Origin of the sequence: Halorussus aquaticus (assembly GCF_024218795.1) — an archaeon.
GTDB lineage: Archaea > Halobacteriota > Halobacteria > Halobacteriales > Haladaptataceae > Halorussus > Halorussus aquaticus.
The window spans coordinates 392,566-404,858 of sequence record NZ_CP100401.1 but is presented as its reverse complement, the minus strand read 5'-3'; the positions used below and the strand labels follow the sequence as shown (position 1 = coordinate 404,858).

General features: G+C 62.2%; 13 protein-coding genes. 6 read left to right on the top strand and 7 right to left on the bottom strand.

The window, feature by feature from the left end; translation table 11 throughout:
- Positions 1-34: 34 nt before the first annotated feature.
- Positions 35-931, bottom strand: coding sequence for a DMT family transporter (locus NGM06_RS20405; RefSeq protein WP_254270251.1), 897 nt, complete (start codon positions 929-931; stop codon positions 35-37).
- 207 nt (positions 932-1,138) lie between these two features.
- On the opposite strand from NGM06_RS20405, the gene trxA reads away from it, so the two are divergent.
- The 3 genes from trxA to NGM06_RS20390 all read left to right on the top strand — a co-directional run bounded on the left by trxA (position 1,139) and on the right by NGM06_RS20390 (position 4,904).
- On the top strand, positions 1,139-1,579 hold the full coding sequence (trxA, locus tag NGM06_RS20400; RefSeq protein WP_254270250.1) for a thioredoxin: 441 nt from the start codon (positions 1,139-1,141) through the stop codon (positions 1,577-1,579).
- Between the two features lie 72 nt (positions 1,580-1,651).
- Positions 1,652-2,338 (top strand): class I SAM-dependent methyltransferase, encoded by a 687-nt coding sequence (locus NGM06_RS20395; RefSeq protein ID WP_254270249.1) that lies wholly within the window; start codon positions 1,652-1,654, stop codon positions 2,336-2,338.
- Between the two features lie 1,324 nt (positions 2,339-3,662).
- Positions 3,663-4,904, top strand: a complete 1,242-nt coding sequence (locus tag NGM06_RS20390) for an orc1/cdc6 family replication initiation protein (RefSeq protein ID WP_254270248.1) — start codon at positions 3,663-3,665, stop codon at positions 4,902-4,904.
- A gap of 623 nt (positions 4,905-5,527) precedes the next feature.
- Here the strand turns inward: NGM06_RS20390 and NGM06_RS20385 are convergent.
- From NGM06_RS20385 to NGM06_RS20370, 4 genes are all read right to left on the bottom strand, one after another.
- Positions 5,528-6,337, bottom strand: coding sequence for a DUF8054 domain-containing protein (locus NGM06_RS20385; protein WP_254270247.1), 810 nt, complete (start codon positions 6,335-6,337; stop codon positions 5,528-5,530).
- A gap of 90 nt (positions 6,338-6,427) precedes the next feature.
- A complete protein-coding gene (locus tag NGM06_RS20380; RefSeq protein WP_254270246.1) occupies positions 6,428-8,047 on the bottom strand; it encodes a response regulator in 1,620 nt (539 codons plus the stop codon).
- 167 nt (positions 8,048-8,214) lie between these two features.
- Positions 8,215-8,886 carry a ThuA domain-containing protein gene (locus tag NGM06_RS20375; protein ID WP_254270245.1) on the bottom strand — a complete coding sequence of 224 codons (672 nt, stop codon included), beginning with the start codon at positions 8,884-8,886 and terminating at the stop codon, positions 8,215-8,217.
- Between the two features lie 6 nt (positions 8,887-8,892).
- Positions 8,893-9,915, bottom strand: coding sequence for an MBL fold metallo-hydrolase (locus NGM06_RS20370; RefSeq protein ID WP_254270244.1), 1,023 nt, complete (start codon positions 9,913-9,915; stop codon positions 8,893-8,895).
- Positions 9,916-10,060: 145 nt separating this feature from the next.
- Here NGM06_RS20370 and NGM06_RS20365 point away from each other — a divergent pair, with 145 nt between their 5' ends.
- Positions 10,061-10,315, top strand: a complete 255-nt coding sequence (locus tag NGM06_RS20365; protein WP_254270243.1) for a hypothetical protein — start codon at positions 10,061-10,063, stop codon at positions 10,313-10,315.
- A gap of 48 nt (positions 10,316-10,363) precedes the next feature.
- Here NGM06_RS20365 and NGM06_RS20360 read toward each other — a convergent pair whose 3' ends face one another.
- Entirely contained in the window at positions 10,364-10,867 is a 504-nt protein-coding gene (locus NGM06_RS20360; protein ID WP_254270242.1) for a YciE/YciF ferroxidase family protein, read from the bottom strand.
- A 166-nt stretch (positions 10,868-11,033) separates the two neighbouring features.
- Between NGM06_RS20360 and NGM06_RS20355 the strand changes: the two genes are divergently transcribed.
- On the top strand, positions 11,034-11,204 hold the full coding sequence (locus NGM06_RS20355; protein WP_254270241.1) for a hypothetical protein: 171 nt from the start codon (positions 11,034-11,036) through the stop codon (positions 11,202-11,204).
- A 107-nt stretch (positions 11,205-11,311) separates the two neighbouring features.
- The gene (locus NGM06_RS20350) at positions 11,312-11,497 is read left to right on the top strand and encodes a hypothetical protein (RefSeq protein ID WP_254270240.1); all 186 of its coding nucleotides are present in this window, start codon (positions 11,312-11,314) and stop codon (positions 11,495-11,497) included.
- A 30-nt stretch (positions 11,498-11,527) separates the two neighbouring features.
- On the opposite strand, the gene NGM06_RS20345 is transcribed toward NGM06_RS20350, so the two are convergent.
- On the bottom strand, positions 11,528-12,217 hold the full coding sequence (locus NGM06_RS20345; RefSeq protein WP_254270239.1) for a uracil-DNA glycosylase family protein: 690 nt from the start codon (positions 12,215-12,217) through the stop codon (positions 11,528-11,530).
- Between the last annotated feature and the right edge of the window lie 76 nt (positions 12,218-12,293).

The window sequence follows — 12,293 nt, the reverse complement described above, 5'->3', positions numbered from 1 at the left end:
CACAGCAAAACCGGATAGCGACGAAGGTCTGCACTCACGCGGTAGTAGACGTGGAGACGATGTAGACGCCAACGGCCATGACGGCCCCGCCAGCGACGAAGTCCGTTCCTATTGCCTCACCGAGTAGCAGCGCACCGAGAAGCGCGCCCACGAACGGTTGGACGAAGAAGAAGACCGCGACCGTCCCCGCATCGACGTACTCCAGTCCCTTGTACCAGAGGTACCACGCGACGGCGGTCGAGAGCACTCCCAGATAGAGGACCGCCCCGGCGACCGGAAGCGAGAGCGGCACGTCGGCGAGCGAGAACCCCGAGACGGCGAGTTCCGCGGCCGCGAGGACGCCCAGCATCGGTACCGCAGCGACGGTCGAGTAGGTCGCGGTCTCCAGTGCTGAGTAAGTCCGGACGAGCGGTTTCCCGTAGACGGTGTAGGCGGCCCACGCCAGACTCGCCACCAGTAGGGCCGCGACACCGAGGGCGTTCCCGGACGCCATCCGAGTCAAGTCGTACTGCCCCGCGAGGACCGACAGCGTGCCGACCGCCGCGAGCGTCATGCCCCCGGTCTTCCGACGGGTCATCGGTTCCGAGAGCGCCGTGACTCCGAGCAGGAGAGTGAACACCGGCGTCAGGACCGTCAGGAGCGCGCCCTGACTCGCGTTCGTGAGGTCGGTGCCGACGAACTGAGTGACGATGGTCGCCGTGACCGCTACGCCGAGGGCCACGAACCTGCGGCGGTCGGTGCGCGAGAACTCTCGCGCGGGTCGAGCGCGGCGGACCACCACCAAGAGGACCGCCGCCCCGATTACGACACGGAGGAACCCGAGCGTGACCGGCGGTATCGCCGAGAATCCCCACTTGCTGACGACGTACATCCCGCCCCAGAGCGACGCAGCGGCGAGCGGTGCGAGGGCGTAGACGGGATTGGTGTCCATCTCGTAGACGATACTGTGCGCGTTACGGTATTTTAACGTTCGTGACTTTGCCGTGACGGTGTTACGAAGGGTGATTACGGCGCGTAGGGCAGGTCCGACTACGCAGTACTGGCCGGTCGGAGTCGTTCGTTACTCTGTCACATCCTTAGCGAGTATTGTGTGGGTTTTACAAAGCGGTTAAATCCGTGGAGTGGTAACTGTCGGGTGATGAGCGAGGACGAACTCGAATCTATCCGCGAGCAGAAATACGACGAACTTCTCGACACAGATGTGAATCTCTCCGCCGACCGGAATCTCGATGCCGAAGAGTTCGACGACGACGCGGCCCCACCGAACGAACCCGTTCACGTCGAGAGCGTCGAACAGTTTTCGGACGTTACTACACGATACGACGTGGTACTTGTGGACTTCTACGCGGACTGGTGTGGCCCGTGCAACATGCTCGAACCCATCGTGGAGTCCGTCGCCGCCAACACGGTGGCGACAGTGGCGAAGGTGGACATCGACCGGCACCAGGGTCTCGCGGCGCAGTACGGCGTCCGGAGCGTCCCGACCTTGGTCCTGTTCGCCGACGGTGAGCAGGCCGAGCAACTCGTCGGCATGCAGGACGAAGAGAACCTGACGAGACTCGTAGAGCGGTACAGTTAGCGTCCAAGCAGTCTTGCATCGCTTCCCCACGTCACGCAGTTGTTAAGGTGGTCGGCCGTCGATTCCGTGACGATGGGTTTCCACACGTTCGACCCCGAGTCGGCCGACAGACTCGAAGACGAGTCGCGGTATCGCTACCTCTCGCGCGAGGAACTGGTCGGCGCGCTGGCTCTCGGGTCCGACCGGGACGACACGGTGGCGGACCTCGGAAGCGGGACAGGGTTCTACACCGACGACGTGGCCCCGTTCGCCGGTGAGGTCCGCGCCATCGACGTGCAGGCCGAGATGCACGAGCTGTATCGCGAGAAGGGTGTCCCGCAGAACGTCGAATTGATGACCGCCGACGTCGGGGACCTGCCGTTCGCCGACGGCGAACTCGACGCCGCGTTCTCGACGATGACGTTCCACGAGTTCGCCGGAGACGGCGACAGTGCAGGCGCTGGAGCGGAAGACGACGCAAAGACCGGAGCAGAAGACGGCGTAGGGGCCGGAGCAGATGACGACGCAAAGACCGGAGCAGATGACGGCACAGGGGCCGGAGTCGGACCCGGCGCGGAGACCGAAGTAGCCCGCGTCCTCACCGACGGCGGGCGCTTCGTCGTCGCCGACTGGTCAGCGAACGGTGACGGCGAGAGCGGTCCGCCGGTCACGGAGCGATACGACCGCGACGACGCGGTCGAACTGCTCGAAAAGGCGAACTTAGAGGTGCTCCGCGCAGACGAGCGCCCCGAGACGTTCTTCGTCGTTGCCGAACGGTAAACTACCTTCGGACGGTGACTCCGAGTTACTGGACAATTGACGGAAGCGGAGTGTTCGCGGAAGAATACGTGTCTCGACTTGCTCCGGCGACCCCGTAGTTTCCGCTGTCTCGGCGGAGGCGGGGTTCATCTCAGAGGCGTTGAAACGGCCGGTACTGGAGGATAGGAGACTGTCGAGACGAGACCCTCGAACGAGAGCGACGTCCGTGACCCCACCGTTTCCGCAGTTTTCGGCCACTATCTCGGAAACCGACGATAGACCGATGTTCTCGACGGTCAAGTGACGGCGAGTGAGGTAAGACTAGTACGTAGATACACCACAGTTTCCGCTGTCCATCCGCCGTCTCTGTGGCTCAGTCGGCCAGTGGTCCGCGGTTGGACTCTCTATCGTCCGTGGTCCGGTCGCCGATGGTTCGGTCGCCGATGGTCCGGTCGCCGATGGTTCGGTCGCCGATGGTCCGGTCGTCGAAGGTCCGGTCGCCGATGGTTCGGTCGTCAGTAGTCCGTTTTCCGAGCGTGTTTCTACGGTCTGCTCGACATCCCTGCCACGGTTTCGTCCGCGTCCAACGACGAAGGAGAAGTGCAGGAACGACTAGTTAGAGGAGTCCAACGAGAGACAGAGATACGTAGCACGCGTGATAGTAATCAGACGTCGGCACGGGTCGAGCGAACGTAGAGACACCCACCCCACTGTTTCCGTTGTTATCGAAGGCGTGTGTCTCGGAGTCCGCGTCGAATGAGGGGAGGGGACACCCACCCCATCGTTTCCGCTGTTTCGATGGACGAGAGGGGGACGGTGGGGATTGAGGCGGTGAGAGCGGTGACGGAACCCGAGCGGAGAGCGTCAATTTGGAGAAATAGCGTGATTCGAGGCGGGACGCGGAGCAGGGAACGCGGAATGACGATAGCGGACGTTCGGCCGCAGAGCGTGTCGGTACGTCGTCAGATGTTGCCGAGTGCCTGATTAAACCGTCGAGCGATTCTAGCGCGTCTTTTTTAGCGGCCCTCTCTGAGCAAAAAGCAGATCAGAATCTCTCCACCAGCTAGTGAGCCCGTAGTCTATTTTGTCTATTTGTACTACGGATATGGTTTTACAGATTAGTATATAAACTTTTCCTCTTATCCAGAAGCAACGTGACACCCCACACTCGTCCCGCAGTTAGCTCCGGAAACGATGGGGTGGGTGTGTGTTTAAGTCAATCGGGACAACGGAAACAGGGGATGCCCACCGCTCCATTCACCCATAAATATATTCGGGACAGAAGAAACAGCGGACATGCCGCTAACCACGACACTTTATATCCCCGTCCGTTCAAGCAACGCGCATGTCATCGTTTAGCTTCGACCGGGATAACTCCCTCTACAAGAATCGAGACGCCCTGCTCGAGGAGTACACCCCGGACAACCTCGTGGGAAGAGACGAGGAATTAGAGGAGTACCACGCCGCACTCCAACCTATCATCAACGGCGAGGCTCCGTCCAACATCTTCCTCTACGGAAAGAGCGGGGTCGGAAAGACGGCGGCCACTCGCTTTCTCCTGAACCGACTGCAGGACGACGCCGCCAAGTACGACGATATCTCTCTCAACGTCATCGAGATCAACTGCGACGGTCTCAACTCTGGTTATCAGGTCGCGGTCCGGTTGGTCAATACACTCCGTGACCCCTCCGAGCAGATCAGTAACACTGGCTATCCTCAAGCGCAGGTCTACAGTTTCCTCTGGGAGGAACTCGACAAACTCGGCGGTACCGTCATCGTGGTTCTCGACGAGGTGGACCACATCAACGACAACTCCATCCTGTATCAGATTCCGCGCGCCCGTAGCAACGGTTACCTCGAACACGCCAAAATCGGTCTCGTCGGTATCTCCAACGACCTCTCGTTTCGCGACTCGCTCTCGGCGAAAGTTCGGTCCTCGCTCTGTGAGAAGGAAGTCTCGTTCCCACCCTACGACGCCACGGAACTCCAGAAGGTCCTCAGTCAGCGCGAGCAGGTCGCGTTCCACGACGACGCGCTCGCCGAGGACGTGATTCCGCTCTGTGCGGCGTACGGCGCACAGGACGCCGGAGACGCTCGACAGGCTCTCGACCTCCTCCTCGAAGCGGGGGACCTCGCTCGCAAGGAGGCCGTCGAACAGGTCATCGACGACCACGTCCAAGAGGCCCGGGAGAAACTCGAACGGGACCGAATCATGGAGGGCGTGGCCGACCTGACCGAACACGCCCGCCTCGTCCTCTACGCGCTCACGTCGCTCGAAGCGGAGGAAGAGACGCCCGCCCGCTCACGAGACATCCGACCCCGATACGAACAGTTGTGCAACCACGTCGGTACCGAACCCCTGACGAGTCGCCGGATGCGCGACCACCTCGCGGACCTCGCCATGCTCGGAGTCATCTCCTCGACCGAGAAGAACGAGGGCATGTCCGGCGGGAAGTACCGCAAACACGCCCTGAAACAGGACCTCCAGTTGGTCGTCACTGCACTCGAAGACACCATCGAGTTCGCGGGCGTCCACGAGAGTATTCGCCCCTACTATCAGACTACGTTCGAGGACGCGGAGAACTGACTCTCTTCCTCCCGTATTTACTATCTCCGTCATCTCCTCTCGTCGGCGTCGACCCCACCGTTTCCGCTGTTTACCGCCGACTTCCCTGCGAACCAACCCCGTAGTTTCCGCTGTCTCCCGTCAACTGTGCGTTGTTTTTTCGGTAACACGTCCCTCATTTCGTTCGCGCATCTTCGATTCTATCCGGTTGCGGTCGCCGACCCCTCAACTCGCCGGTATCGACAAAAGACAGCGGAAACGGTGGGGTCACAGAGAAACTCGATGACCGCCCTAACAGCGGAAATACTGGTGTTGGGAGCGCCGTTACCCGAGTCGAAAACAGCGGAAACTACGGTGTTCCGCCGACCCAAAATCGAAGGGAACGACGAAAACCGTCGGAAGACAGCGGAAACAACGGGGTCGAGGTGTGTTCGAGGTGCCCGCGATAGACAGCGGAAACGGTGGGGTCGAACGTCGGCGAAACTTCGCGCGACGACGCCGTCCGAGTTCGAGAAGAACAGTCGAGTAGCGAATCGAGAAAACCGGGCGGGAGAGAAGAAAATTGAAGCAGGGAAGACGAGAGGGCTGAAGCAGGGGGAGGTGGGATATCGACCACGAAGTCCCAACTCAGCCACGAAGGACGGTTACTGGTCGTGTTCGACCTCCAGAATTCGGGAGTCGCACTCCGAACAACTGACTGCGACCACGTCCATCGTCCGGCAGCAGGATTCGACGGTATCCTGTTCCATCGCGATGTCGCCGCCGCAGTCGGGACAGGCGTCGAGGAAGATTCGGAGACCGCTCAGCACGCGACTCTGATTCGTGACTGTCAGCGCGTCCCAGTCGGGGTAGCGAGTTTCGAGTACCTTCGCGGCCGCGAGGTCGGCCACGAGTGCCGCGCGCGACTCCCACTGTCCGAGATGGCCGCCGTCGTACTGCGCGACCAGCGCTTCGTCGTGTTCGTCGAACGTGAGTTTCTCCTCCTCCACGTCGAGGACGTGACTCAGGTCGCTCTTCTCGGTTCCGTCCGACTTGATGGACTCCATGTTGTCGTACCACGTCTGTCGGAACGACTCGGAGAGACAGAGGTCGTCCATCTCCTCGCAGGGTTCGACCGCTCCGGCGTCGGCCAACACTTCTTCCGGTTCGCGTTCGTCCTCACTGACTTCCACGGGTTCGTCTTCGAGTTTGTCGAACCGCGCCAACACCCAGTCGGGGAAGTAACGCTTCGTCAACGTCGGAGTCCCCGGTACCAGATACCCTCGTAGGTAGATGGACGCGAGCGACAGCGCGAACACCACTACACCACCCACTGGCGTCAGTAGGTACGAAGCGAACCCGCTCGCCACGACTGCGATCACGACGTTGACGATAGTACACGGTGTACAGCGGTTCTCGCCAGTGTACTCGGGTTGCCGGAATCGTTCTACGAACCCATTCGATTTCGTGCTCATATTGTCTGTATTAATCTCTTTCCTCGTATATATTTGTCGGTGATTCGAACGAGTGGTTCTCCCGGACGGACGACGGTTACGCTAGAATGCTTATCCGTTCCCCAACGGTGAAATATCTTGCCACGGTGAAACTCCCTCGGTCGCCTGCTGGAGTCGCAGAGTCACTTCACCGCCGTTCGTACGATAGTCGTCGAACGTCAGGTCGCCACCGAACTTGCCTACGATCCAGTTCGAGAGCCAGAGACCGAGTCCGCTTCCGTGGTGGAGAGCCGTTTCCTCGCCTTCTGCGAGGACTTTGCGCTCTTCCTCCGGGATACCGGGTCCGTCGTCCAAGACAGTCACTTCCACCCACTCGTCGTCGCCGCTGGGCGAGACCGTCACGCTCACCGACGGTCGCTCGCCACCGTGTTCGATGGCGTTCTCCACGACTTCGCTTATCGCGGCTTCGAGCGTCTTGTCGCCGTACACCACTGCGCTCTGTGGGGTTTCGGTAGTTATCGCGACGTCGGGGTACGACTGGCGGAACTCCTCGCAGGTTCGTTTCACGCAATCGGTCACGTCTATCTGCTTGGTCGTCCGGCTCTCACCGTCGAGAGTCTTCCCGACCTCGCGCGCCTTCTCGCTGATTTCGATGAGTTCGCTCGCTTTCTGCCGAATGATGCTCGCCTCGTTCGCGGCCGGGGGAAACTCTTCGGCGATGTTCTCGGCCCGACCTAGTACGACGTTGAGGTCGTTCCTGAGGTTGTGTCGCAGGATTCGATTGAATACCTGTAGTCGCTGTTCGCGCCGGACGAGTTCCTTGCGCGTCTGGACCGAATCGATGGCGTACGCGAGGTTGTTCCCGAACTTCGAGAGGACGCGGCGCTCGGTCTCGCCGAACGCGTGCCGGACGTCCGACCAGACGCTCAGGACGCCGTACGCACAGTTCTCGTACACGAGCGGGACCGCGGCGACGGCGTAGGATTCGACGTTCGCGTCGACTTCGTTCTGGAACCGCTCTTTCAGTCTCGCACCGCGTTTGACCTGCACTTCTTGGGTTTCGACCGCCTTCCTCACCGGGAGGCTGTCACCTTCCTCCCGGTCGCCGTGGAGAATCACGGTGTCGAGATACCGTTTTTCGACGCCCGCGGACGCCTCCGGTCGAACGGTGGCAGTCTCCTCGTCCACGGTTCCGACCCACGCGAGGAGGTAGGGTCCCGAGTCGGCGAGGCGCTCGCAGACGATCTGCTCGATGTCCTCGCGGGACGACGCCTGTAAAATCGACTGGCTCACGTCCCAGATGAGGTCGTTGACCGCGATTTGACGGTTCGCCAGTCGCTCGGCGCGCCGCCGCGAAACGGCGTTCTCGATGCGGTTTGCCAACACTGCGAACTGCTCCTGGTCGGTCCCCTTTTTGAGGTAGTCGGTGACACCCGCCGAGATTGCTTTACTGGCTATCTGTTCGCTCCCGCCGCCGGTCAGGAGGATAAACGGGACGTCTCGGTCGGTCTCTCTGACCGCGTCCAGTAACTCCAACCCGTCCATGCCGGGCATGTCGTAGTCACTGACGATGCAGTCGAACCGATTGGTTTCCAATCGTTCGAGTGCTGCTTCCGCGCTCTCCACCGTGTACACGTCGATGTCGTACTCGTCGTCGAGAATTCCGGACGTGACCTTAGCGAAGAAGTCGTTGTCCTCGACGTGTAGTACACGGGGGTTCGCCTCCGGCATCCTCTGTCTTGCCGGAATCACGGCTACCTAATAAATGGTTTCCTTCCTTTAACTTTACAAAATCAGGCGATAGAGCCGATGACTGGCGGTCGAGAGCAATTACGACGCCGGTGATAGCTGTTTTACCCCCGTTCTGACGAACTCGGAGCGTTGCCGAACGAAAGTGATTACGTATCGACAGGCGTCGCCCACGAGACGGCGTTGGCCACGACGGTCTGAATTTCGGGTTGGTGGTAGATGGGGTACGTCTCGTGGCCCGGCCTGAAGTAGAAGATTCGGCCCGACCCGCGGCGGTAACAGCACCCGCTTCTGAACACTTCGCCGCCCTCGAACCAACTCGTGAACACCAAGGTATCGGGGGCCGGAACGTCGAACCGTTCGCCGTACATCTCGGTCTCGGGCACCTCGATGCACTCGTCGATACCCTCGGCGATGGGGTGGCCGGGTTCGACCGTCCATATTCGCTCGGTCTCGCCCGATTCGCGCCACTTGAGGCCGCAACTCGTCCCCATCAACCGCTTGAAAATCTTCGAGTAGTGGCCCGAGTGGAGGACGAGCAGGCCCATCCCCGACAGCACTCGTTCGTGGACGCGCTCGACCACTTCGTCGCTGACCTCCTCGTGGGCCTCGTGACCCCACCACGTCAGTACGTCGGTATCGTCCAGTACCTCCCGAGTCAGGCCGTGTTCGGGGTCGTCGAGGGTCGCGGTCTGAACGTCGAATCCCCGGTCGTCGAGGAACTCGGCGATGGTCGCGTGGATGCCGTCGGGGTAGACCTCGCGGACCGCGTCGTCCTCACGCTCGTGGCGGTACTCGTTCCAGACTGTGACTGTAGTCACGGTCAATCAGTCCTCCGTCGCCGCACTCGGTCCGGTTGCTTCGGCGTTCTCGCCGCCGTACTCGAACATCGCGTCGAGGTCCGGGTCCTCGTCGAGGAGCGCGTATCCCTCGTCGGTTCGCTCCGCGACACCGTGGCGGTCGAGGTGGTCGAGGTGCGCCCACGCCTCGCCCGGCCCGTGCATGATGTGGATGTTCGACAACTCGCCGAATAGGTCGGCGCTGACGGTCCACGCGTCGGCCTCGCCGCGCTCTCGGAGGACCGACAGCACGCGCTCGGTCCGCTCGCGGTGGTGAGCGGCGATTTCGCGCGCTCGTTCCGTGGGGTCGTCGATGGGGTCGCGGTGGCCCGGCCACGCGCGAGCGTAGTCGCTCTCGATAATTCGGTCCAGCGAGTCGAGGTAGGTACCGAGGGGGTCCTCGACGCGGGGGTCAGCGCCGCCGACGTTGGGGGTGTACTTCGGCAGGAGTGCGTCGCCCGAGAGGAGTTCGCGGTCGTCTCCGTCCGTCAGTGCGAACCCGGACAGTCCGGCGGCGTGACCCGGCAGGTGGACCGCTTCGAGTTCGACGTTCCCGAGGTCGAACGTAGCGCCGTCCGCGAACGTCTCGATCTCCGGGGACCGGCCCTGAATCTGGTCGTGGAGACCGAGGAAGTCGAGCAGTTCGTGGGCCTTCTCGTCGGGGACGCCCCACCGCGCGAACAGGTCGCGCTCCTCGATTTCGGTCTCGTGGTTCATGCCGTCCTCGGCGACCATCGGCGCGTCGTCCTCGTGGACGTACACCGTCGCGCCGCTCTCGTCCTGAATCTCGCCCGCGAGACCCGCGTGGTCGTGGTGCCAGTGGGTGAGTAAAATCGCGTCCACGTCGCCGAACGAGACGCCGTACTCGGCGAGTCCGTCCTGTAACTGTTCCCGGACCTCGGGCGAGGCGACGCCCGTGTCCACCAGCGTCGTCCGTCCGGAGTCGTCCCCGAACAGGTACACGTCGTTCCGTCCCTCGAAGACGGTGTTTCCGAGTTGAATCCGTTTCACGGTCGTACTCCGCGCGTGTCAGGTAAGTCGTTTTCTCTCCCGTCGTTCCCTCCGGCCTCGCCCGCCGTGAGGAGTTTGAGTACACTCGTAGTGAAAATTAGTACGGAACTTTTATGATAGATACTGTCCGCCCTTCTACCACGCGATGAGCGAACGACTGGAGCGACGGGAGCAGGACGCCGACCCGGTGAACTGGAAGCGAACCGAGGGCGGCGTCGAACTCTACGACGAGACGAACCCCGACGCGTGGGTGCGGATGGAGTTCGTCAGCGGTATCGACCCGGACAAACGCCTCTACGGCATCTGCGACGACTGCGGTCTGGTCACGCCCCAGCGCGCACTGCCCGCTCGGAGCATGGCCTGTGGCAACTGCGGGACCGAGTTCGCCGACGACTCGTAGTCTGTCCCCCTTTTCGCGACTGGCCGGTCGCTTTCGGACGTTCGATTCTCACAGTAGTCGGTCGATGAACGACTCGAACTCGCCGCCCTCCGAAACCGATTCGAGCGTGTCGAGTGCCTCGCGGTCCTCGTCTCTGTTCTGTTCGAGCAGGTCCACCGCTTCGGGGTCGGCGTCGAGCACGTCCGCCAGCGCGAGCAGTCCCTCGTAGGCGGTGAGTTCGAGTCGCTCGGCCTTCCGACCGACGTGGTTGTAGAGCGTGTTCTGCACCGCCACGTCGTGGGAGTCGGTGTCGGCCTCGCGCTTCTCCTCGCGGAGCGCGTCGAACGTCGGCACGTTTCGCTCGTGCGGTTCGAGGCCCAGTACGTCGAAGACGCGTTCGAGGCGCTCGACGTGGACCACGGTCTCGTCGCGGTGTTCGGCGAACCCGTCCACGAGGTCGGCCTCCGTCGCGCTGGTCTGAAGTTCGTCCAGCAGGTCGGTCAACTCACGCTCGGCGTAGTATATCCCACGGAGTTCGTACTCGAACAGGTCCTCGGGCGTATCGAGAGCCATCTCCAGAACCGATACCCCGTACACGTCCTTAGCTATTGTTGCGGATTCGAGGGGGTCCGTCTGCGTTCGGGCCTGTGGATACCCCCTCGACTCTCCACTCGTCGCTTCCTTCTAATTCACTGTCCCCGACGCCACCGTTATGGCGGATGCCGTCGTGGAGACGTTCATGGCCGTTCCGAAGCCGACATCTCCGCTCGAAATTGCGGCGGTAGCCGTCGGCGCTGTCTTCGCACTGCTCATCGTCGTTCCGCTCGTCCCGCTGGTACTCGAACTCGTAATCGGCGTCTTCAGGGGATTCTTCGACGTTATCGTCCCCGGCGGGCGGACGTACTCGTAGCGCCGGAGTTCCCGAATCGTCTCCTCTGTCCCTGCGCTATGGAGGTGACTTCGTTACGCACGTCTCGTCCCGTTGTACTTTTCTACCCGGAGTGTCCGACCGTGGGTATGACGAGTGGCACCTATCGGTTCGGTCTCTTGGCAGTCGTCTTCGGCGGATTCGTCTCGCTGAACAGTTCACAGTTCGGTGGACTGGACGAACTCGTCGCCGTGTTCGGAATGACGACGATGGTCCTCGGTGGCCTCCTCGGCGCTCTCGGACTCGTCCCAGAGGCTCGGTCCGAGTCGTCGTAATCGTCTGCTTCCGACGTATCGAGGGACAGATTACCGGACTTCGTAGGTGTCGTGTTCCGCGAGGAACCGGCCGAGGTCCGCGGTCTGGCGGTAGTCCGACGACAGCAGGTCGGCCAGCGAGGCGGCCAGTCGTTCGCCGTCGCCGTCGTCCCACTCGCTCGGTTCACGAACCGGGACGACCAGAAAGCCCCGGCCCGGAACGTGGTCGGCGTGGAGGTCGGCCATCCGGTCCTCTCGCTCGCCGCCGTTCAACAGCGCCTCGCGGGCGGCGTAGGTCCCGAGGACGTACCGGGTCGCGCGCTCGCCCACGGGCAGGAGGACGTGTGCCGCGATGGCCCGCAACTCGGCGTCGAAGAACGGTTCCAGTTCGTCGTAGTCGCGGTCGGTCGGCGCGCGCCCCTTGGGCAGACAGCACATGTGGCGATAGCTGAAGAAGCAGTCCGCCGCCGCGGGTTCGTCGCTGTAGGCGTCTCCGAGCAGGCCCACCTCGTTCAAGACGGGTTGGAGGCGCTCGCCAGCCAGACTCCCGGTGAACGGAATCCCGGTCTCGCGCCCGCCGTGGACGCCCGGATGGTCGCCGACCACGTGGAAGTCGGCGTTGGCGTCCCCGTAGCCGAAGACAGCGCGGGGGCCCGAGTCGTCGCCCGCCGACCCACACCCGTGGTCGCAGGGCGGCGTCATCCCGAAGGGGTTGCTGGTTCTGTCCGTGACGTTCTTCACGCCGCCGAGTAGTGGGTTCGAAGGTAAATCCGCCCCGGTTTCGACCGGCGGTGTGCGACCCTACGAGAGCGTCCCA

What these genes read in the sequence shown, in the direction of transcription:
- NGM06_RS20405 (WP_254270251.1), bottom strand. Translation starts at nt 931, where the DNA reads ATGGACACCAATCCCGTCTACGCCCTCGCACCGCTCGCCGCTGCGTCG.
- trxA (WP_254270250.1), top strand. Translation starts at nt 1,139, where the DNA reads ATGAGCGAGGACGAACTCGAATCTATCCGCGAGCAGAAATACGACGAA.
- NGM06_RS20395 (WP_254270249.1), top strand. Translation starts at nt 1,652, where the DNA reads ATGGGTTTCCACACGTTCGACCCCGAGTCGGCCGACAGACTCGAAGAC.
- NGM06_RS20390 (WP_254270248.1), top strand. Translation starts at nt 3,663, where the DNA reads ATGTCATCGTTTAGCTTCGACCGGGATAACTCCCTCTACAAGAATCGA.
- NGM06_RS20385 (WP_254270247.1), bottom strand. Translation starts at nt 6,337, where the DNA reads ATGAGCACGAAATCGAATGGGTTCGTAGAACGATTCCGGCAACCCGAG.
- NGM06_RS20380 (WP_254270246.1), bottom strand. Translation starts at nt 8,047, where the DNA reads ATGCCGGAGGCGAACCCCCGTGTACTACACGTCGAGGACAACGACTTC.
- NGM06_RS20365 (WP_254270243.1), top strand. Translation starts at nt 10,061, where the DNA reads ATGAGCGAACGACTGGAGCGACGGGAGCAGGACGCCGACCCGGTGAAC.
- NGM06_RS20360 (WP_254270242.1), bottom strand. Translation starts at nt 10,867, where the DNA reads ATGGCTCTCGATACGCCCGAGGACCTGTTCGAGTACGAACTCCGTGGG.
- NGM06_RS20355 (WP_254270241.1), top strand. Translation starts at nt 11,034, where the DNA reads ATGGCCGTTCCGAAGCCGACATCTCCGCTCGAAATTGCGGCGGTAGCC.
- NGM06_RS20350 (WP_254270240.1), top strand. Translation starts at nt 11,312, where the DNA reads ATGACGAGTGGCACCTATCGGTTCGGTCTCTTGGCAGTCGTCTTCGGC.